Consider the following 17,262-nt stretch of genomic DNA (forward strand, 5'->3'; position numbering starts at 1 on the left):
CTAGGCGCGAATATCGGCGGTGACGGCATGGGTGAGGAGAACCAGATTCTCCGGTGCCAGCGCTACGTCCCAGCCTCGTTTCCCGGCGCTGCAGGCGACCCGGTCGAAGGTCAGCGCGGAGCTGTCGATCACTGTCGGCAGTGGTTTGCGCTGCCCCAGCGGGGAGATGCCGCCCAGCACGTAGCCGGTGGACCGTTCGGCCGCGGCACGCTCGGCCATCGTGGCCTTCGGCAGGCTCAAGGCCGCCGCCGCGGCCTTCAACGACAGCTTCCACGGAACGGGCAGGACCGCCACCGCCAGACCCGTCGGACCCGCGATGACCAGCGTCTTGAAGATCTGCTCCGGGAGCAGGCCTTCGTCGGCCAGCGCCGCCACCGCCTCGTCGCCGAACGACTCCGAGCGCGGGTCATGGTGGTAGCGCAGCACCTCATGGTCAACGCCGGCGGCGATCAGCGCCGCGATTGCCGGGGTTGCCGCACGTGCCACGCCGGTCAGCGTAGGCGGGGAATTACCGGGGCCGCCAATCCCGTTGTGGAAGGTGACCGACCGCGGCGAAGTGGGCCGCGGGAGAAAAAATGTTGGCCACGGTTCTAGGATTGGAAGGTGAGACGCCGGTGTCGGCTGCCATGACCCTGGTGCGCGACGAGCTCACACTGTCGTATCTCATCCGTCCGATACCGCTGCCGGAGCCCCGACGGGGCGCCGCGGCAGAAGGGACCACGTCAATCGCAATGACTGACATCGACGGCACCGACGGTTCCGGCTCCGCCGATACCGCTGTGCGTGAACCCGACGAGGAGTTGTTGGCGCGCTTCGAGCGTGACGCGATCCCGTTGATGGACCAGCTCTACGGCGGCGCGCTGCGGATGACCCGCAACCCGGCGGATGCCGAGGACCTGGTGCAGGAAACCATGGTCAAGGCGTTCAACGCGTTCCGGTCGTTCCGCGAGGGCACCAACCTCAAGGCCTGGCTGTACCGGATCATGACCAACACCTACATCAACACCTACCGCAAGAAGCAGCGGCAGCCTGCGGAGTATCCGACCGACGAGATCACCGACTGGCAGCTGGCGGCCAACGCCGAGCACACCTCGACGGGTCTGCGTTCGGCAGAGGTGGAAGCGTTGGAGTCACTACCGGACTCCGAGATCAAGGAAGCACTGCAGGCGTTGCCGGAGGAATTCCGGATGGCGGTGTATTACGCCGACGTCGAAGGCTTTCCGTACAAGGAGATCGCCGAGATCATGGATACCCCGATCGGGACGGTGATGTCCCGTCTGCACCGCGGTAGGCGCCAGCTGCGCACGCTGCTCGCCGATGTCGCCAAGGACCGCGGGTTCGTCCGTGGGGATGCCGCCGAGGAGGTGTCGTCATGAGCGAGGAATGGCGCCCGCCGATCGGGCCGGTCGACCCCGACCATCCGGAATGCGCCGCGGTGATCGCCGAAGTATGGACGCTGCTCGACGGTGAGTGCACCGCCGAGACCCGTGCCCGCCTGCAGCATCATCTCGAGGAATGCCCGACCTGCCTGCGGCACTACGGCGTGGAGGAGCGGATCAAGCAGTTGATCGCCACCAAGTGCAGCGGCGAGAAGGCACCGCGGCACCTGTTCGAGCGGGTCCGCCTGGAGATCCGGCGAACCACGATCATCACCCGCGAAGAGTCCTGAAACGAAAAGTGCCCGGCAGATTGCCGGGCACTTTTGTCAGCTGTTGGGCCGCTTGCCGTGGTTGGCTTTGCTGTGCTTGCGGTCCCGCTTCTTACGGCCACGCTTGGCCATGGTGTACCTCCAGTGGTTGATCGTTGGCTCTAGTGTCTCACGGCGCCATCACAGCGCTGACCACCCGGTCGTGTGGTTCGATAGGACAGCGTTTCAACGACAGTGGCTTGCAGAGTGAGGGTGGAGATGGCCGAGGATGTTCGCGCCGAGATCGTGGCCAGCGTGCTCGAGGTCGTGGTCAGCAAGGGTGACCAGATCGGAGCGGGCGACACCCTGGTGCTCCTGGAATCGATGAAGATGGAGATTCCGGTGCTCGCCGAGGTGGCAGGCACCGTGACCGAGGTCAGCGTGTCGGTGGGAGACGTCATCCAGGCCGGTGACCTCATCGCCGTCATCGACTAGCCCTCGTGTCGACCCTCGGTGACCTGCTCGCCGAGCACACGGTGCTGCCGGGCAGCGCCGTGGATCACCTGCATGCGGTGGTCGGCGAGTGGCAACTGCTGGCGGACCTGTCCTTCGCCGACTATCTGATGTGGGTGCGCCGCGACGACGGCGCGCTGGTGTGTGTGGCGCAGTGCCGGCCCAACACCGCCCCCACGGTGTTGCTGAAGGACGCGGTGGGCACCGTGGTGGCCGACGCCGACCTGCCGTTCGTGATCGAGGCGTTCACCTCCGGTGACATCGGCAGCGGCGGCTCCGACCCGTCGCTGCGTGAAGCCGGCCTGAATGTCGAGGCGGTTCCGGTGCGCTGCACCGATCAGGTGGTGGCGGTGCTGACCCACCAGACCGCGCTGGCCGAACGGCGGACGTCGTCCCCGCTGGAAAAGGCCTACCTGGATTGCGCAGGCAACCTGCTGCACATGCTGTCCGAAGGGACCTTCCCCAACGTCGGTGACCTGGCGATGTCACGGTCGAGTCCGCGGGTGGGCGACGGCTTCATCCGCCTCGACGTCGACGGGGTAGTGGCCTACGCCAGCCCCAACGCGCTGTCGGCCTACCACCGCATGGGTCTGACCGCGGAGCTGGAGGGCCACAACCTGATGGCCATCACCCGCCCGCTGATGTCCGACCCGTTCGAGGCGCAGGAACTGGCCGAGCACGTCCGCGATTCGCTGTCGGGCGGCTCGAGCATGCGCATGGAGGTCGACGCCGGCGGTGCGGCGGTGCTGCTACGGACGCTGCCACTGGTGGTTCACGGCGCCGCTGCGGGCGCAGCGATGCTCATCCGGGACGTCACCGAGGTCAAGCGCCGCGATCGCGCCCTGCTGTCCAAGGACGCCACGATCCGCGAGATCCACCACCGGGTGAAGAACAACCTGCAGACCGTCGCGGCCCTGCTGCGGCTGCAGGCGCGCCGCACCAACAACGAGGAGGGCCGCGAGGCCCTGATGGAGTCGGTGCGCCGGGTGGCCTCGATCGCGCAGGTCCACGAGGCCCTGTCGATGTCGGTGGACGAGGAGGTCAACCTCGACGAGGTGATCGACCGCATCCTGCCGATCATGAACGACGTGGCCCGGGTGGACGCGCCCATCCGGATCAACCGGGACGGGGCGCTGGGTGTCCTGGACGCCGACCGGGCCACCGCGCTGGTCATGGTGATCACCGAACTGGTGCAGAACGCCATCGAGCACGCCTTCGACCCGTCGTCGAAGAAGGGCAGTGTGACCATCCGGGCGGAGCGTTCGGCGCGGTGGCTCGACGTCGTGGTGCACGATGACGGACGCGGGCTGCCGGAGGGTTTCTCGCTGGAGAAGTCCGACCGCCTCGGGCTGCAGATCGTGCGGACGCTGGTCTCCGCGGAGCTCGACGGATCGCTGGGAATGCACGATGTTCCCGGCGGCGGAACTGATGTGGTGCTGCGAGTGCCGATAGGACGTCGATCAACTGCGCGCGTGCCGCAATAGCAAAGTGTGATGCGCAATACACTCAAATAAAAAGTCGCGACCCCGGCATTTGCCGGGGTCGCGACTTATAGGTATTGCGAAGCGGCGCGTCAGACTCCGCTGCGGGCCCGGGTACGAGCGTTGCGGCGCTTGAGCGCACGGCGCTCGTCCTCGCTCATGCCACCCCAGACGCCGGCATCCTGGCCGGAATCCAAAGCCCAGGTCAGGCACTCGGCCGTGACCGGACAACGGTTGCAGACAAGCTTCGCGTCAGCGATCTGTGCGAGTGCCGGACCGCTGTTCCCGACCGGGAAGAACAGTTCCGGATCCTCGTCACGACAGACCGCCTTATGCCGCCAATCCATTAGTCCCTACTCCTTAGCTGCGTGCGTGATAAAGCGCACTCTGATTTTCTTCGGCTGTTAACGCGTGCACACAAATGTTTCTGCGTTGTTGCATCCGATCGTTTCACAGCCGTGGCGGATGTCAATAGGACTCAGTTAACACGTGTGCAATCTCACTACAAGCTCTGGGTGGGGGTGGGTTCCCATCGCCCTCATACGTTTGTACTAGACTCAACTCACTTGCGCTCTAAATCAGCCCGCGGCATCGTATTCGCGCTGGTCACCGGCTTACTTAGCCGATGGAGCCACCACGCTGAGAGCCTCTGGGACGGCACGGAACGTCATTTCTGAGCGCCGCCCCAGGAAATCTCCGTCGATCTGACAGGCAACCGGCTCATCGGCGGTGACGCGCACCCACGCGAGGTCGTCGTCGCGCACCAGGTGCTTGGCTTTGATGTCGGGCCGCTTGGACAGCATCCGCCGCACCAATAGCAGGTTTCTCCAGACGTTCATGCTGGTCGTGGCGAAGACGCCGAGGCCGGTCTCGAATGTCGTGTCCGGGTTGGTCCACACCGGCCGAGCGTTGGCGTACGTCCACGGGCTGGAGTTGGAGATGAACGCGAAGTGCACGCCGGTGACCGGCTCTCGGCCGGGAAGGTGCAGCGTCAGGCGGGCCTCCTTACGCACGCTGGACAGCACTTCCCGCACCGCCACCCGGATGTAGCGTCCCGCGGTGACCTTGCGGCCCTTGGCGCGCTGGGCCTCCACCGCGGCCACCACGTCGCCGTCGACTCCCATTCCCGCGGTGAAAACCGCCCAGCGTTCCCCGCAGTCCATCAGCCCGATCCGCCGCCACGGCGCGCCGTTGCGATGTGCGCTGATCAGGTCGATGAGCTGGTTGGTCGCTTCGATCGGGTCGGAGCTGATGCCCAGGGCGCGGGCGAACACGTTGGCCGATCCGCCGGGCACCACGGCCACCGCCGGCACCTGCTGCACCGCAAGCGGTCCCGGCTTGCCCAGTAGGCCGTTGACGATCTCGTTCACCGTGCCGTCACCGCCGTGCACGATGATCAGGTCGGTGCCGTCATGGCGGGCCGCCTCGGCGATCTCGATGGCGTGTCCGCGGTGATCGGTGTGCACCACGGTCAGATCCACCCGGCTCTCCAGGGCGTGCGCCAGCAGATCGCGGCCGGCGGCCGTGGTCGAGGTGGCGTTCGGGTTCACGATCAGCACGGCGCGCACGAGGCACCAGCCTATCGGCGCACGGTGCTCCGGTTGGCGAGAGTTTGCCTACACATCATCAACGGGTCAGCTGCCGGTGGGATGCTCGCATCCGTGGTCGTCGATCCCGCTGCCCGGCTGCCGAAGTTCGTCGACTGGTTTCACGCGGCCTGCGTCATGGTCGCCGATCATCTGCCGTTCGGGTTGAAAAGGGTTGTGCCCGCGACATTTCTGGGCTTCGTCGTCATCAACACCGCGACCTTCGCACTCGACCTGATGCTGTTGACCGTCCTGCACGGTCACCTGCGGCTGCCGTTCGGGGTCGCGGTGTCGACGGCGTACGGCTGCGCCTTCGCCGCCAGCTACGTGCTCAATCGCACATTCAACTTCCGGTCACATGCGCCGGTGGGTCCGCAGGTCGCGGTCTACGTGGTGGTCGTAGTGATCAACTACCTGGCGTTCATCCTCGGGGTGTCCAGCGCGCTTCTTGCCCTCGGGGTGGACTACCGGATCGCCCGGATCGGCGCCGGCGCCTGCGAGGGCTTCTTCATGTACTGCGCGATGCGCTGGGTGGTGTTCCGGCGCTGACGTAGGCTCTGGCCCGTGACCGTTCCCGCCCCCGCAACTGTGCGGCAAGCCGCCGTACTGGTGGCTCTCGAAGGCGCGCTCGCCGTGATCGGCGCCGTGGTGTTCCTGGTGCGCGGCTTGGCCGGTGCCGACCAGCACGTGGTCAGCGGCTTCGGCAACGCCGCGTGGTTCGCCCTGGTCGGCGCCGGTGTGCTGGCCGGGGCATGGGCGCTGTGGACGGGGCGGCGCTGGGGCCGCGGGATCGCCGTGTTCGCTCAGCTGCTGCTCCTGCCGGTGACCTGGTACATCGGCGTGGGCTCGCACCAGTGGCTCTACGCGGTCCCGATCGCACTGGTCGCCCTGGTCACCTTGGTGCTGCTGTTCAGCCCCGCGACGCTGCAGTGGCTAGGAGCTGTCGACGACCGGTGAGGCTTCGGTGGCCAGCGCCGACAGCTCGCTGCCGGAGACCCGATAGGTGATCCACTCCGACATTTGCTTCCCGCCGACCGCGTCGTAGAGCGCGATGGCGTTGACGTTCCAGTCCAGCACCGCCCAGCTGAGCCGGCTGTAGCCGTTGTCGACGCACTCGCGGGCCAGCGTGGCGATCATGGTGCGGGCCAGCCCCCGGCGGCGGAACTTGTCCCGGACGAACAAGTCTTCCAAATAGATGCCGGCCACTCCGTCCCAGGTGGAGAAGTTGCGGAAACACAGGGCGATCGCCGCCGCCTCGCCGTCGACCTCGGCGATATTGCAGAAGCCGATTGGATCGTCGCCGAAAAGCGCTGTGGCGATCTGGGATTCGACCACGGTGCACTCGTGGGAGGCGCGCTCGAACTCGGCCAGTTCGCGGATCATCGCGACGATCTCGCCCTCGTCGCCAGGGCGGGCCCGGCGGATGTGTGTGGTCATAGCGGTACTCCCAGTGCCGACAGGATGGTCCTGAATTTCGTTGTGGTCTCGGCGACTTCGTCGTCGGGGTCTGATTCGGCGACGATACCGCCGCCGGCCAGCGCCAGCGCCTGGCGCCGGTCGGCCGACAACTGTGCACCGCGGATGGCCACCACCCACCTGCCGTCGCCGCGGGCGTCGCACCAACCGACCGCGCCCGCGTAGAACCCGCGGTCGCCCTCGAGGTCACCGATGAGGTCGACGGCCGCCGCGGTGGGCACTCCGCCGACTGCGGGTGTGGGGTGCAGCGCCAAGGCCAAATCGATTGCGGTCGTTGCGGGATCACGCAGCGATCCACGGATCGGGGTGGCCAGGTGCCACAAGGCGGCGGTGCGGCTGAGTTGAGGTTCGGGCGCCACGTCCAGCTCGGTGCACAACGGCGTCAGCGCGCTACGCATGGTGTCGACGACGAGTTGGTGTTCGCGGCGGTTCTTGCCCGAGTCCGCCAGCGCCGCACCATTGGTGGCGTCGGCCTCGGCATCGGCGGACCGGGCCGCCGATCCGGCGAACGGTTGGCAGGTCACCTGATCGCCGGAGCGCGCCACCAGCAGTTCGGGGCTGGCGCCCACCAGCGCGGTGCCCGCGTAATCCCCGCCGGCGGGGGAGAGGTCGGCCAGATAGACCGTGGCCTCGGGATCGACGTCGGCCAGCCTGCGCAGGATCGTTCGCTCGTCGAGGGTGCCGTCGGCGAGCAGGCGCAGAGCCCGCGCCAAAACGACTTTCTGCAAACCACTCTCGGGGTCCCTGAGGTACTTCAGTGCAGTCCGGATCCTGGCCCGGTGCTCGTCCGGAGGCGGCAGCGTGTCGCCCACCTGAACCGGAGGAAGCGGCGTGAGCGGCCAGGATGGCAGGGCATTGCCGAACGACACGGACTGCGGTGTCAGCAACGCCGCCGCGCCCCGCACGTCGAACGGCAGCGCACCCACCACCAGTTCGGCCGAGCCGTCGGCCAGCGCTGCCGACGCCGCCTCGGCGCTGTCATAGCCCGCCGCGATCCCGTCGGCCACGATCGTGCCCGCGGGTCCGCTGAACACGAAGCTGGGGTGTGCCGTCACGCGCCGGTGACCGGCTCTCGGTGAGTGGTCATTCCCAGACCCGAGAGTTGCCGCAGGCCGTACTCGAAACCGCAGACGGCCACCGAGGCCGCGCCGAAGCCGTAGCGAGCGCCCTCCCGCAGGGGCTGCTCCACCCAGCGGGTCACCACCGACCGGGAGAAGTGGCCGTGGCCGACGAACACGACGTCGCGGTCGACCATGTGCTCCAGCGCGTAGGACACCGCCTGGTCGGCACGCATGCTGACCTGATCGACGCTCTCCCCACCCGGGCAGCCGTAGGTCCACAGCAGCCAGCCCGGGGTCTCCGTGCGGATCTGGTGTGTGGTCAGGCCCTCGTAGTCGCCGTAGTTCCACTCCGCGAGCAGCGGGGACACCTCGTCGACGGTCAGCCCGGCCAGTTCGGCGGTGGCCAGCGCTCGCTTGCGGGGGCTGCTGACCACCAACGGGTTGTCCAAGCCCAGGTGTTCGAGGGTGAGAGCGGCCAGGGTGGCCTGCTCGCGACCATGGTCGGTGAGATCCAGATCGGTGGTACTGGTGTGCTGGCCGCTCTTGGACCACTCGGTTTCACCGTGCCGCAACAGGACCAACCGATGCGTTCCAACGCTCACGCCCACTGATTCTGCCCGATGACCTGGCATGGCGTCGGAGCCGGGACGCGTTGGCCCCGAACCTGTCAGGATGGTGGGGTGACCCGAGTACTGGCGGTGGCCAATCAAAAGGGTGGGGTGGCCAAGACAACCACGGTCGCGTCACTGGGGGCGGCTCTCGTCGACGCAGGCAAGCGGGTCTTGCTCGTCGATCTGGACCCGCAGGGATGTCTGACGTTCTCGCTGGGAACCGATCCCGACAAGCTCCCGGTGTCGGTGCATGAAGTGCTGCTCGGTGATGTCGAACCCGGTGCCGCGCTCGTCACCACCGCAGAGGGCATGACCCTGCTGCCCGCCAACATCGACCTGGCTGGCGCGGAGGCCATGCTGCTGATGCGGGCCGGGCGCGAGTACGCCCTCAAACGTGCGCTGGCCAAACTGGACGACCAGTTCGACGTGGTGATCATCGATTGCCCGCCGTCGCTGGGCGTGCTCACCCTCAATGGCCTGACGGCGGCCGGTGAGGTGATCGTCCCGTTGCAGTGCGAGACGCTCGCGCACCGCGGGGTCGGTCAGTTCCTGCGTACCGTCTCCGATGTCCAGCAGATCACCAACCCGGACCTCACTTTGCTGGGGGCGCTGCCGACGCTCTACGACGCGCGCACCACGCACAGCCGTGACGTGCTGCTCGACGTGGCCGACCGCTACAACTTGCCGGTGCTGGCCCCGCCGATCCCGCGCACGGTTCGCTTCGCCGAGGCCAGCGCATCGGGGTCATCGGTGCTGGCGGGCCGAAAGAACAAGGGCGGCAACGCTTATCGCGAGCTGGCTACCGCGCTGCTGAAGCACTGGAAGTCCGGCAAAGCGCTGCCGACGTACTCCCCGGAGGTCTAGGCCGGCGGCCCGAACGCCGTCAATGCGGCGCCGCGCTGCTCGATCACCTCTGAGCCGGTGACGGTGGGCACCACCGGGCCGTTGCCTGCCGGGTGACTCACCGGGATCACCCGCTGGTTGACGCCGGTGGACGGGTCGTACACGCCAATGCCGGTGGTCAGCGGGATCAGCAGCCGCCCCCCCATCATCGCGGCGGGGCCGACGGGGCTGACCGGTCCGGCGGCGCTGATCGTGTAGCGGTAGCGCAGCTGGCCGTCAAAGACCTCCACGCCGTCACCGGTCCACCAGGTGTACATGTCGCCGGCCTTGGTCACCGCCTGCGCCGGGTTGGCCAGCACCGGGGCGTTCTTCATCAGAGTCGAGGACACCTTGGTGCCGGTGTCGTCGTAGACGGCGATCTCGGGTTTGGGTGAGGGCAGGTACACCGCCGTGGTGGTTTCCGAGACGGCGAGCACACGGGCCTCCGAATCGGTGGCCACCCCGGGCAGCGGGATGTTCTTGGTGTCCGGCTCGTCTTCTTCCTTGGCCGGCTTGAGCAGGGTCAGGCGCAGATCCTTCTGGTCCCGGCACGCCTCCAGGACACCCACCGCCTCGTCGCTGGCGGCCGCAGACATCAGGGTGCAACCGGTGCCGACGCCCTGGTTGACGGGCTTGACCCGGGCGTCGATCTCGCCGTAGGACAGCATCCGCACCAGATCCGAGCGCCACATCTCCAGCCGGGTGGGCCCGGCGGCCAGGATGGTGCTGCCGCTGGCGCTGAGCACGATCTGCTTGTCGGCGTAGGCCGTTCGGGTGGGCCCGCGCCGGCCGGTACCGCCGTTGATACTGCTGACCTGACCGCAGCCGCGGACATCGGGGTAGACCGCGACGGCCAGGTCGTATACGTAGGACACCCCGCACAGATCGGTGTCGCGGGCGAACGTCCAGCGGGTGGCGCCGGTCTTGGGGTCGTGGCCCGTGACGGTGCGGCCCTCGCCGGTGACGACGGTTCCACCGACGACGATCGGGCTCAGCGTGCGCTGGCTGGTCGCCGTCCACAGCTGGCGCAGGCTGTCGGGAACCACGCGCGCCGGCACCTGGTTGGGTGCCGGGCCGGAGGCCGGCCTGCTGACCGTCGCCCGCGCCGAACTGTTCCACCAGAAGAAGGCGGCGACGACGGCCACGACAAGGGCGATCGCCGCCGCTGCGACGAGATCACCCTTGGTGCGGCGTTCGGGTCTGACCATCTAGCCGACGATAGCGGCGGGTCAGCCGGCGGTCGGCGTGGCCGCTGACTCTGCTGCGGCGTTGCGCGGACGACGACGGCGCCGGCGCTTGCGGGCGGCTCCGTCACCAGCGGCGGCGGCAGGCTCGTCGGCGGCACCGTCGGCCGGGCCGTCCGCCGGGCTCTCGACGTGTCCGGTGGCCGCGGATCCGCCGCGGGTGCGGCGCCGCGACCGGGTGCGGCTGGGCCGCTCCCGCTCGGAGTCGGTGGAGCTGATGCGGCTGGAGCCCTTGGGGTCCGGACGCTTGCGGGCGGCGCCGACATTGCCGGTGGCGTCGGTGGGAATTCCCAGCTCCTCGTACAGGTGCGGGGAGCTGGAGTAGGTCTCGGCCGGGTCGGGGCAGTCAAGGTTGAGCGCCTTGTCGATCATCGACCAGCGCTCGAGCTCGTCCCAGTCCACCAGTGTGATCGCGATACCGGTCTTGCCGGCCCGGCCGGTGCGGCCGATGCGGTGCACGTAGGCCTGCTCGTCCTCGGGGATCTGGTAGTTGATGACGTGGGTGATGTCGTCGATGTCGATACCGCGGGCCGCCACGTCAGTGGCGACCAGCACGTCGACCTCACCGGTGCGGAAGGCCTTGAGCGCCTTCTCGCGGGCGATCTGGCCCAGGTCACCGTGCACGGCGCCGACCTTGAAACCCCGCTCGGCCAGTTCGTCGGCGACCTTCTGGGCGGTGCGCTTGGTGCGGGTGAAGATCATCGTCGCGCCGCGGCCCTCGGCCTGCAGGATGCGCGCGACCATCTCCACCTTGTCCAGCGCGTGGGCACGGTAGACGAACTGCTCGGTGGTGTCGTGGGTGGCCGACGACTGCGGCGACTCGGCCCGGATGTGGGTCGGCTGGTTCATGAAGGTCCGGGCCAGCGTGATGATCGGGTCCGGCATGGTGGCCGAGAACAGCATCGACTGCCGGTTGTCCGGGGTCAGCTTCAGGATGCGTTCGATATCGGGCAGGAAGCCCAGGTCGAGCATCTCGTCGGCCTCGTCGAGCACCAGGACCGACAGCCCGCCGAGCTGCAGGTGGCCCTGCTGGGCGAGGTCGAGCAACCGGCCCGGGGTGCCCACGATGACGTCGGCGCCCTTCTGCAGCGACTCGATCTGCGGCTCGTAGGGACGTCCGCCGTAGATGGAGACGACGCTGAACTTGCGGCCGTCAGCGGCTTCGAGGTACTTCGAGGCGCCCTTGAGGTCGTCGAACACCTGCAGGCACAGCTCGCGGGTGGGAACCACCACCAGCGCGCGCGGCGTGCCGTTCAGGGGGCGGGTCTCGGCTTCGGCGGTGATCCGGTTGAGCAGCGGGACGCCGAATGCCAGCGTCTTGCCCATGCCGGTGCGGGCCTGACCGATGAGGTCGTCGCCGGCCAGTGCCATCGGCAGGGTCAGTTCCTGGATGGCGAAAGCGAATTCCTTGCCGTCTTCAGCCAGAGCGCGGACGATTTCGTCCCGAACTCCCAGCTCGGCGAAGGTGATCTGGTGATGTGAAAGTGCGGTCATAAGTGTGGCGTTGTGCCTTCCGTTGTCGTTCCTCGTATGTGCTGTCACGCGCGCACGAGTTCTGACATTCGGAATGGATTCGGCGATCTTGACGATGCCGATTCGCCGGGCCCTGCGCTGAGGGAGGCGGGCCCACTGCGTGCACGCACATTTCCTGAACTACGGTCCGTTACCGTCGTCCACCCCACATCATAGCTGGTCGGCGACTTCGGTCAGGGTCAGCGTCCCGGCCGGGACTACAGTGACGGCCATGAATGCCTCGCAGCCCGTCTCGGAGCCTCGTGTCCAGGCAGATCATCCCGCCATCGACGAACTGTTCGCGCTGCTCGCATATGGCGAGGTCGCGGCGTTCTACCGGCTCACCGAGGAAGCCCGGATGGCCCCGAACCTGCGTGGCCGGATCAACATGGCGAGCATGGCCGCCGCGGAGATGGGCCACTACGAGGTGCTGCGCGACGCGCTGGCCGCGCGCGGCGTGGACGTGGTGGCGGCCATGACCCGCTACGCCCCGGCGCTGGAGAACTACCACCGCCTGACCACCCCGAGCACCTGGCTGGAAGCGCTGGTCAAGACCTACGTGGGTGACGCGATGGCGGCCGATTTCTACCTCGAGATCGCCGATGTGCTGCCCGACGAGGTCGCTGGTGTGGTGCGGGCGGTGCTCTCCGAGACCGGGCACTCACAGTTCGTGGTCAGCGAGGTCCGTGAAGCGGTCGCCGCCAGCGGGCGTCAGCGCAGCAGGCTGGCGCTGTGGTCGCGCCGGCTCCTGGGGGAGGCCATCACCCAGGCGCAGTATGTGCTGGCCGACCACGACGAGCTGGTCGAGCTGGTGCTGTCCGGGCCCGGTGGGCTCGGACAGGTCGCCGATTTCTTCTCCCGGCTGCAGCAGACGCATGACGACCGGATGCGTCAGCTCGGCCTGGCCTGACTAACGGTTGCAGGTCGCCGAGATCGCGTTATCGGTCTGGGCGGCGACGGTCGCACCGGTCGCGTCGGTGATCCAGCAGTTGAGCTGACTTCCCCCGCTGCTGGCGGTGACGTAGTTGACCGGAACCACCGGCACCACCGTGAGTTGCCAGGGCAGCGCCACGTTCTCGACAGTGCGCAGTGCCCCGGTCTCGTCGGCGTAGGTCACGGTGACCGGGTCGTTGGGGCGCTGATTGCCCGACACGGTATAGACCACCTGGCGCGGATCGACCATCGGTGCGGCCAACGCGGCCGCCGCCGGGGTGCTCGGCGGGACCAGGACGGGTGTTTCCGGTGGCAGCCCGTCGACGGTGACGGTGACCGGTGCCGGAGCGGGGGTGGGCGTCCGCGGACCCGAGGTGGCCACGACGGTGCGTTTGGCTGCCGTCTCGTTGCCTGCGGAGCTGATGCTGGCGGCGTCGCCGGTCTTGACCACGAACGTCGTCGCCACGGCAGCGACCACCACACCGATGGCGGTCATGCTCACCCGGTGCCATAGGGGCACGGTCGCGCGGCGGCTGGTGTCGTTCATCACCGCAAAGGCTAGGGACGCACACCGTCTGCTCGGACACGCCGCGCGCAGCCGTTGCCATGCTGTTACCCCAGCTTGATGCCCTATTCGCTGTCCGCGAACGCCTGCCCGCGACCGAGGTGCCCGGCGTCCATTAGCCTTCTGGGGTAACGCGTACACGAACGGAAGGGTCCAGCGTGGAGGTCAAGATCGGTGTCTCGGACAGCCCGCGTGAGCTCGTCTTCAGCAGCACGCAGACGCCGGCGGAGGTCGAAGACCTGGTGACGGCGTCGCTGTCGGGCAAGGGCCCGGACGTGCTGAGCCTGTCCGACGACAAGGGACGTCGGATCCTCGTGCACGCCTCGAAGATCACCTATGTCGAGATCGGTGTCGCCGACGTGCGCCGGGTCGGCTTCGGAATCGCCGCGGGGCCCGCGGGCGCTTAGCCGCGGGTGAGCGGCACGTGTGACAGGCCGCCCCAGGCGAAGTACACGGTGCCGTCGACCGCGTCCTCCTTGCTGATCGGCCGGTCGGAGTCCAGCCAGTAGCGGGCGCAGTCCACGCTGATGGCCACCAGGCCCACCGCGATCATCCGCGCGCGGTGCGGATCCAGGCCGGAGTCGCGGCTGATCAGGTCGAACACCGCGTCGGTGCACGCCTCGGTGGCCACCTTCACCTGGGCCGCCACCTGCGGCTCGGTGACGTAGTCGTTCTCGAAGATCAGCCGGTAACCCTGGCCGTCGTGCTCGATGAAGTCGAAGAAAGCCTGAACGGCGGCGCGCAGCCGCTGCCGGTTGTCGGTGGTGGTGCGCAGCGCTTGGCGCACCCCGGACACCAGATTGTCCACGTGCTGCTGCAGGACCGCCAGATACAGTTCGAGCTTGCTTGAAAAGTGTTGGTAGAGAACCGGTTTGCTCACTCCGGCGCGGTCGGCGATCTCGTCCATGCCGGCCGCGTGGTAACCGCGGTCGACGAACACTTCGCTGGCCGCGGTCAGCAGCTGGCCGCGTCGTTCGTCGCGTGGCAGCCGGTTTCCGCGGCGCGCGGGGCTGCCGGCGGGACGGTCGCCATTGGCCGGTCGGGCGGTCTTCCGCTCGGCGGTGTTGGCGAGATCGCTCATGGGTCCTCAATCTGGTGGTTCGACCGAACGTGCGCTGTTCGAGGCCGCCGGCTCGTCGCACCGACACTACTACTCGCGCGTCGTTACTGGCCCGTAGCCGTCTTCGGGTGGCGACACTGGCGCGCCGGAAGTCGGCGGACGACTGCGTTGTGCCATCCTGGGTCGGTGACCTACGACCCGGGGCACCGCGGTGAGGGGGGTGTACCGGTGCTGCGCAGCGAGTGGCGTGAGCCGTTGCGCGCCCAACGTGACCCGCTCGCCGGCGATTCCGGCCGCACCCGGTCCAACCGTGACCAACGCCGCCAGTGGCGCAAGCAGAGCTGGCTGGGCCGGTTCATCTCCACCTACGGCTGGCGGGCGTACGCGCTGCCGGTGCTGATCGCGGTCACCGGGATCGTGCTGTATCAGACCATTACCGGTACCGCCGCGCCGGCCGTCGAGACCCACGGCGCCGTGCAGGGGCCGCCGACCATCGGGTCCAGCGGCACGGCGATCATCGGTGCCCCGCCGCGCGGTCTGACGGCGTTCGACGCCAACCTGCCGACCGGCATCCTGCCCGAGGGGGGTGCATTCACCGAGGCCGGCGCCAAGACCTGGCACATCGTCCCGGGCACCACCCCCAAGGTGGGCCAGGGCACGGCCAAGACATTCACCTACACCATCGAGGTGGAGGACGGCGTGGACACCGCGTCGTTCGGCGGTGACGACGGCTTCGCCCGGATGGTCACCGAGACGCTGGGCAACCCCAAGAGCTGGATCCACAATCCGCAGTTCGCGTTCCAGCGCGTCGACGCCAGCACCCCTGAGGTGAAGCCGGATTTCCGGGTGTCGCTGACTTCGCCGATGACGGTCCGGGAGGGGTGTGGCTACGAGATCCCGCTGGAGTCGTCCTGCTACAACCCGGCCTACGGCCCGGACGCCGAGCGGCGGGTGTTCCTCAACGAGGCGCGCTGGGTGCGCGGTGCGGTGCCGTTCCAGGGCGATATCGGCTCCTACCGGCAGTACCTGATCAACCACGAGGTCGGCCACGCCATCGGCTACCAGCACCACGAACCGTGCGACGAGAACGGCGGGCTGGCACCGGTGATGATGCAGCAGACGTTCTCCACCTCGGACAACGACGCCTCGAAGTTCGACCCGGAGTACGTCAAGGCCGACGGCAAGACGTGCCGGTTCAACCCCTGGCCGTATCCGATCGCCTGACGACGATGCGGGCGAGGAACGAGCCCGAGGAGGAGTCAGGCAATCAGACATCGCCTGACGACGATGCGGGCGAGGAACGAGCCCGAGGAGGAGTCAGGCAATCAGACATCGCCTGACGACGATGCGCGAGCGTGCGCGGCCTGCACGCTGGGGCCGGCGTGTCGCCGGACCGACGCGCACGGTCGGCAGGTATGCGCGCGCCGCGTGGGGAAGCTTTGGGCCCTGTTTGCCGTTGATGGGACTACCTGCTGAGATGGGCGGGAAACGTCCAACGCGAGGAGTTACAGAGTGTCCTCACCGCTGCCGCCGCTGGTCGAGCCAGCCGCCGAGCTCACCCGTCAGGAAGTCGCGCGCTACAGCCGCCACCTGATCATCCCGGACCTGGGTGTCGTCGGGCAGAAGCGACTGAAGAACGCCAAGGTGCTGGTGATCGGCGCGGGCGGCCTGGGCTCGCCTACGCTGCTCTACCTGGCCGCCGCAGGCGTGGGCACCATCGGCGTGGTCGAGTTCGATGTGGTCGACGAATCCAACCTGCAGCGCCAGATCATCCACGGTCAATCGGATATCGGCCGGTCCAAGGCCGAGAGCGCCCGCGACTCCATCCTGGAGATCAACCCGCTGGTCAACGTTGCGCTGCATGAACTCCGGCTGGAGCCGGACAACGCCGTCGAGCTGTTCGAGCAGTACGACCTGATCATCGACGGCACCGACAACTTCGCCACCCGCTACCTGGTCAACGACGCCGCGGTGCTGGCCCACAAGCCCTACGTGTGGGGTTCGATCTACCGCTTCGAAGGTCAGGTGTCGGTGTTCTGGGAGGACGCTCCCAACGGTCTGGGCCTGAATTACCGAGACCTCTACCCGGAGCCGCCGCCACCAGGAATGGTGCCGTCCTGCGCCGAGGGCGGCGTGCTGGGCATCCTGTGCGCGTCGATCGCCTCGGTGATGGGCACCGAGGCCATCAAGCTGATCACCGGCATTGGCGATCCGCTGCTGGGCCGGCTGATGGTGTACGACGCGCTGGACATGACGTATCGGACGATCAAGATCCGTAAGGATCCCGCGACGCCGAAGATCACCGAGCTCATCGACTACGAGGCGTTCTGCGGTGTGTTGTCGGACGCTGCGGCCGATGCCGCACGCGACTCGACGCTCACCCCGCAGGAGCTTCGCGACCTGCTCGACTCGGACAAGAAGGTCGCCCTGATCGACGTCCGCGAGCCGGTGGAGTGGGAGATCAACCGCATCGGGGGTGCCGAGCTGATCCCGAAGTCGGCGTTGGAGTCCGGTGAAGGGCTGGCCAGGATCCCGCAGGACCGCATCCCGGTGCTGTACTGCAAGACCGGGGTTCGATCGGCCGAGGCGCTCGCGGCGCTGAAGAAGGCCGGGTTCTCCGATGCGCTGCACCTTCAGGGCGGCATCGTGGCGTGGGCGAGGCAACTCGAACCCGACATGGTGATGTACTGACGGCATCTCGGCGTCACGAC

At 67.9% G+C, this 17,262-nt stretch carries 22 protein-coding genes; 11 read left to right on the top strand and 11 right to left on the bottom strand.

The window, feature by feature from the left end:
* Nucleotides 1-486, bottom strand: a complete 486-nt coding sequence (locus tag G6N35_RS26365) for a YbaK/EbsC family protein (RefSeq protein ID WP_163807288.1) — start codon at nucleotides 484-486, stop codon at nucleotides 1-3.
* A gap of 140 nt (nucleotides 487-626) precedes the next feature.
* On the opposite strand from G6N35_RS26365, the gene G6N35_RS26370 reads away from it, so the two are divergent.
* Together G6N35_RS26370 and rsrA are read left to right on the top strand one after the other, a co-directional pair.
* Nucleotides 627-1,376 (top strand): sigma-70 family RNA polymerase sigma factor, encoded by a 750-nt coding sequence (locus G6N35_RS26370; protein WP_163807955.1) that lies wholly within the window; start codon nucleotides 627-629, stop codon nucleotides 1,374-1,376.
* The gene (gene rsrA / locus G6N35_RS26375) at nucleotides 1,373-1,669 is read left to right on the top strand and encodes a mycothiol system anti-sigma-R factor (RefSeq protein WP_163807289.1); all 297 of its coding nucleotides are present in this window, start codon (nucleotides 1,373-1,375) and stop codon (nucleotides 1,667-1,669) included. The genes G6N35_RS26370 and rsrA overlap by 4 nt, the downstream gene beginning before the upstream one ends.
* Before the next feature lie 36 nt (nucleotides 1,670-1,705).
* On the opposite strand, the gene G6N35_RS27790 is transcribed toward rsrA, so the two are convergent.
* Nucleotides 1,706-1,780, bottom strand: coding sequence for a 50S ribosomal protein bL37 (locus G6N35_RS27790; RefSeq protein ID WP_085976515.1), 75 nt, complete (start codon nucleotides 1,778-1,780; stop codon nucleotides 1,706-1,708).
* A 126-nt stretch (nucleotides 1,781-1,906) separates the two neighbouring features.
* Here G6N35_RS27790 and G6N35_RS26380 point away from each other — a divergent pair, with 126 nt between their 5' ends.
* Both G6N35_RS26380 and G6N35_RS26385 read left to right on the top strand, forming a co-directional pair.
* Nucleotides 1,907-2,122 carry a biotin/lipoyl-binding carrier protein gene (locus tag G6N35_RS26380; protein WP_163807290.1) on the top strand — a complete coding sequence of 72 codons (216 nt, stop codon included), beginning with the start codon at nucleotides 1,907-1,909 and terminating at the stop codon, nucleotides 2,120-2,122.
* A 5-nt stretch (nucleotides 2,123-2,127) separates the two neighbouring features.
* A complete protein-coding gene (locus tag G6N35_RS26385; RefSeq protein ID WP_163807291.1) occupies nucleotides 2,128-3,624 on the top strand; it encodes a two-component system sensor histidine kinase PdtaS in 1,497 nt (498 codons plus the stop codon).
* Between the two features lie 89 nt (nucleotides 3,625-3,713).
* Here G6N35_RS26385 and G6N35_RS26390 read toward each other — a convergent pair whose 3' ends face one another.
* Both G6N35_RS26390 and G6N35_RS26395 read right to left on the bottom strand, forming a co-directional pair.
* Nucleotides 3,714-3,968, bottom strand: a complete 255-nt coding sequence (locus tag G6N35_RS26390; protein WP_163807292.1) for a WhiB family transcriptional regulator — start codon at nucleotides 3,966-3,968, stop codon at nucleotides 3,714-3,716.
* 267 nt (nucleotides 3,969-4,235) lie between these two features.
* Nucleotides 4,236-5,189: a diacylglycerol/lipid kinase family protein gene (locus G6N35_RS26395; RefSeq protein WP_163807293.1), complete on the bottom strand. Its 954-nt coding sequence runs from the start codon at nucleotides 5,187-5,189 to the stop codon at nucleotides 4,236-4,238.
* An 81-nt stretch (nucleotides 5,190-5,270) separates the two neighbouring features.
* Here G6N35_RS26395 and G6N35_RS26400 point away from each other — a divergent pair, with 81 nt between their 5' ends.
* A complete protein-coding gene (locus tag G6N35_RS26400) occupies nucleotides 5,271-5,756 on the top strand; it encodes a GtrA family protein (protein ID WP_179967429.1) in 486 nt (161 codons plus the stop codon).
* Between the two features lie 15 nt (nucleotides 5,757-5,771).
* Nucleotides 5,772-6,164, top strand: a complete 393-nt coding sequence (locus G6N35_RS26405) for a hypothetical protein (RefSeq protein WP_163807294.1) — start codon at nucleotides 5,772-5,774, stop codon at nucleotides 6,162-6,164.
* Here G6N35_RS26405 and G6N35_RS26410 read toward each other — a convergent pair.
* The 3 genes from G6N35_RS26410 to G6N35_RS26420 are packed head-to-tail and all read right to left on the bottom strand — an operon-like array spanning nucleotide 6,141 to nucleotide 8,346.
* Nucleotides 6,141-6,644, bottom strand: a complete 504-nt coding sequence (locus tag G6N35_RS26410) for a GNAT family N-acetyltransferase (RefSeq protein WP_163807295.1) — start codon at nucleotides 6,642-6,644, stop codon at nucleotides 6,141-6,143. The genes G6N35_RS26405 and G6N35_RS26410 overlap by 24 nt on opposite strands.
* Nucleotides 6,641-7,738: an isochorismate synthase gene (locus G6N35_RS26415; protein ID WP_163807296.1), complete on the bottom strand. Its 1,098-nt coding sequence runs from the start codon at nucleotides 7,736-7,738 to the stop codon at nucleotides 6,641-6,643. Before G6N35_RS26415 ends, G6N35_RS26410 begins: the two co-directional genes overlap by 4 nt.
* Nucleotides 7,735-8,346 carry an acid phosphatase gene (locus G6N35_RS26420; RefSeq protein ID WP_163807297.1) on the bottom strand — a complete coding sequence of 204 codons (612 nt, stop codon included), beginning with the start codon at nucleotides 8,344-8,346 and terminating at the stop codon, nucleotides 7,735-7,737. The genes G6N35_RS26415 and G6N35_RS26420 overlap by 4 nt, the downstream gene beginning before the upstream one ends.
* A 78-nt stretch (nucleotides 8,347-8,424) precedes the next feature.
* Here G6N35_RS26420 and G6N35_RS26425 point away from each other — a divergent pair, with 78 nt between their 5' ends.
* Nucleotides 8,425-9,219, top strand: coding sequence for a ParA family protein (locus tag G6N35_RS26425; RefSeq protein WP_163807298.1), 795 nt, complete (start codon nucleotides 8,425-8,427; stop codon nucleotides 9,217-9,219).
* Here the strand turns inward: G6N35_RS26425 and G6N35_RS26430 are convergent.
* Nucleotides 9,216-10,445, bottom strand: a complete 1,230-nt coding sequence (locus G6N35_RS26430) for an Rv3212 family protein (RefSeq protein WP_163807299.1) — start codon at nucleotides 10,443-10,445, stop codon at nucleotides 9,216-9,218. The genes G6N35_RS26425 and G6N35_RS26430 overlap by 4 nt on opposite strands.
* A 21-nt stretch (nucleotides 10,446-10,466) precedes the next feature.
* The gene (locus G6N35_RS26435; RefSeq protein ID WP_163807300.1) at nucleotides 10,467-11,975 is read right to left on the bottom strand and encodes a DEAD/DEAH box helicase; all 1,509 of its coding nucleotides are present in this window, start codon (nucleotides 11,973-11,975) and stop codon (nucleotides 10,467-10,469) included.
* A gap of 250 nt (nucleotides 11,976-12,225) precedes the next feature.
* Between G6N35_RS26435 and G6N35_RS26440 the strand changes: the two genes are divergently transcribed.
* Nucleotides 12,226-12,903 (top strand): ferritin-like fold-containing protein, encoded by a 678-nt coding sequence (locus G6N35_RS26440; RefSeq protein WP_163807301.1) that lies wholly within the window; start codon nucleotides 12,226-12,228, stop codon nucleotides 12,901-12,903.
* Here G6N35_RS26440 and G6N35_RS26445 read toward each other — a convergent pair whose 3' ends face one another.
* Nucleotides 12,904-13,473, bottom strand: a complete 570-nt coding sequence (locus G6N35_RS26445) for an MmpS family transport accessory protein (protein ID WP_163807302.1) — start codon at nucleotides 13,471-13,473, stop codon at nucleotides 12,904-12,906.
* Nucleotides 13,474-13,649: 176 nt separating this feature from the next.
* On the opposite strand from G6N35_RS26445, the gene G6N35_RS26450 reads away from it, so the two are divergent.
* Nucleotides 13,650-13,898, top strand: coding sequence for a DUF3107 domain-containing protein (locus tag G6N35_RS26450; RefSeq protein ID WP_163807303.1), 249 nt, complete (start codon nucleotides 13,650-13,652; stop codon nucleotides 13,896-13,898).
* Here the strand turns inward: G6N35_RS26450 and G6N35_RS26455 are convergent.
* Nucleotides 13,895-14,572, bottom strand: coding sequence for an HTH-type transcriptional activator FasR (locus G6N35_RS26455; RefSeq protein WP_163807304.1), 678 nt, complete (start codon nucleotides 14,570-14,572; stop codon nucleotides 13,895-13,897). The two genes, G6N35_RS26450 and G6N35_RS26455, sit on opposite strands and share 4 nt — an antisense overlap.
* A 165-nt stretch (nucleotides 14,573-14,737) precedes the next feature.
* Here G6N35_RS26455 and G6N35_RS26460 point away from each other — a divergent pair, with 165 nt between their 5' ends.
* Both G6N35_RS26460 and moeZ read left to right on the top strand, forming a co-directional pair.
* The gene (locus G6N35_RS26460) at nucleotides 14,738-15,775 is read left to right on the top strand and encodes a DUF3152 domain-containing protein (protein ID WP_163807305.1); all 1,038 of its coding nucleotides are present in this window, start codon (nucleotides 14,738-14,740) and stop codon (nucleotides 15,773-15,775) included.
* Between the two features lie 300 nt (nucleotides 15,776-16,075).
* Nucleotides 16,076-17,242 carry an adenylyltransferase/sulfurtransferase MoeZ gene (gene moeZ / locus G6N35_RS26465; protein ID WP_179967498.1) on the top strand — a complete coding sequence of 389 codons (1,167 nt, stop codon included), beginning with the start codon at nucleotides 16,076-16,078 and terminating at the stop codon, nucleotides 17,240-17,242.
* Nucleotides 17,243-17,262 lie beyond the last annotated feature (20 nt).

Source organism: Mycolicibacterium anyangense (assembly GCF_010731855.1).
In the GTDB taxonomy this organism is placed as follows: domain Bacteria; phylum Actinomycetota; class Actinomycetes; order Mycobacteriales; family Mycobacteriaceae; genus Mycobacterium; species Mycobacterium anyangense.

Coding starts and splice junctions, on each gene's coding strand:
- G6N35_RS26430 (WP_163807299.1), bottom strand. CDS start 10,445: ATGGTCAGACCCGAACGCCGCACCAAGGGTGATCTCGTCGCAGCGGCG.
- G6N35_RS26410 (WP_163807295.1), bottom strand. CDS start 6,644: ATGACCACACACATCCGCCGGGCCCGCCCTGGCGACGAGGGCGAGATC.
- rsrA (WP_163807289.1), top strand. CDS start 1,373: ATGAGCGAGGAATGGCGCCCGCCGATCGGGCCGGTCGACCCCGACCAT.
- G6N35_RS26435 (WP_163807300.1), bottom strand. CDS start 11,975: ATGACCGCACTTTCACATCACCAGATCACCTTCGCCGAGCTGGGAGTT.
- G6N35_RS26390 (WP_163807292.1), bottom strand. CDS start 3,968: ATGGATTGGCGGCATAAGGCGGTCTGTCGTGACGAGGATCCGGAACTG.
- G6N35_RS26455 (WP_163807304.1), bottom strand. CDS start 14,572: ATGAGCGATCTCGCCAACACCGCCGAGCGGAAGACCGCCCGACCGGCC.
- G6N35_RS26380 (WP_163807290.1), top strand. CDS start 1,907: ATGGCCGAGGATGTTCGCGCCGAGATCGTGGCCAGCGTGCTCGAGGTC.
- G6N35_RS26445 (WP_163807302.1), bottom strand. CDS start 13,473: ATGAACGACACCAGCCGCCGCGCGACCGTGCCCCTATGGCACCGGGTG.
- G6N35_RS26440 (WP_163807301.1), top strand. CDS start 12,226: ATGAATGCCTCGCAGCCCGTCTCGGAGCCTCGTGTCCAGGCAGATCAT.
- G6N35_RS26370 (WP_163807955.1), top strand. CDS start 627: ATGACCCTGGTGCGCGACGAGCTCACACTGTCGTATCTCATCCGTCCG.
- G6N35_RS26400 (WP_179967429.1), top strand. CDS start 5,271: ATGCTCGCATCCGTGGTCGTCGATCCCGCTGCCCGGCTGCCGAAGTTC.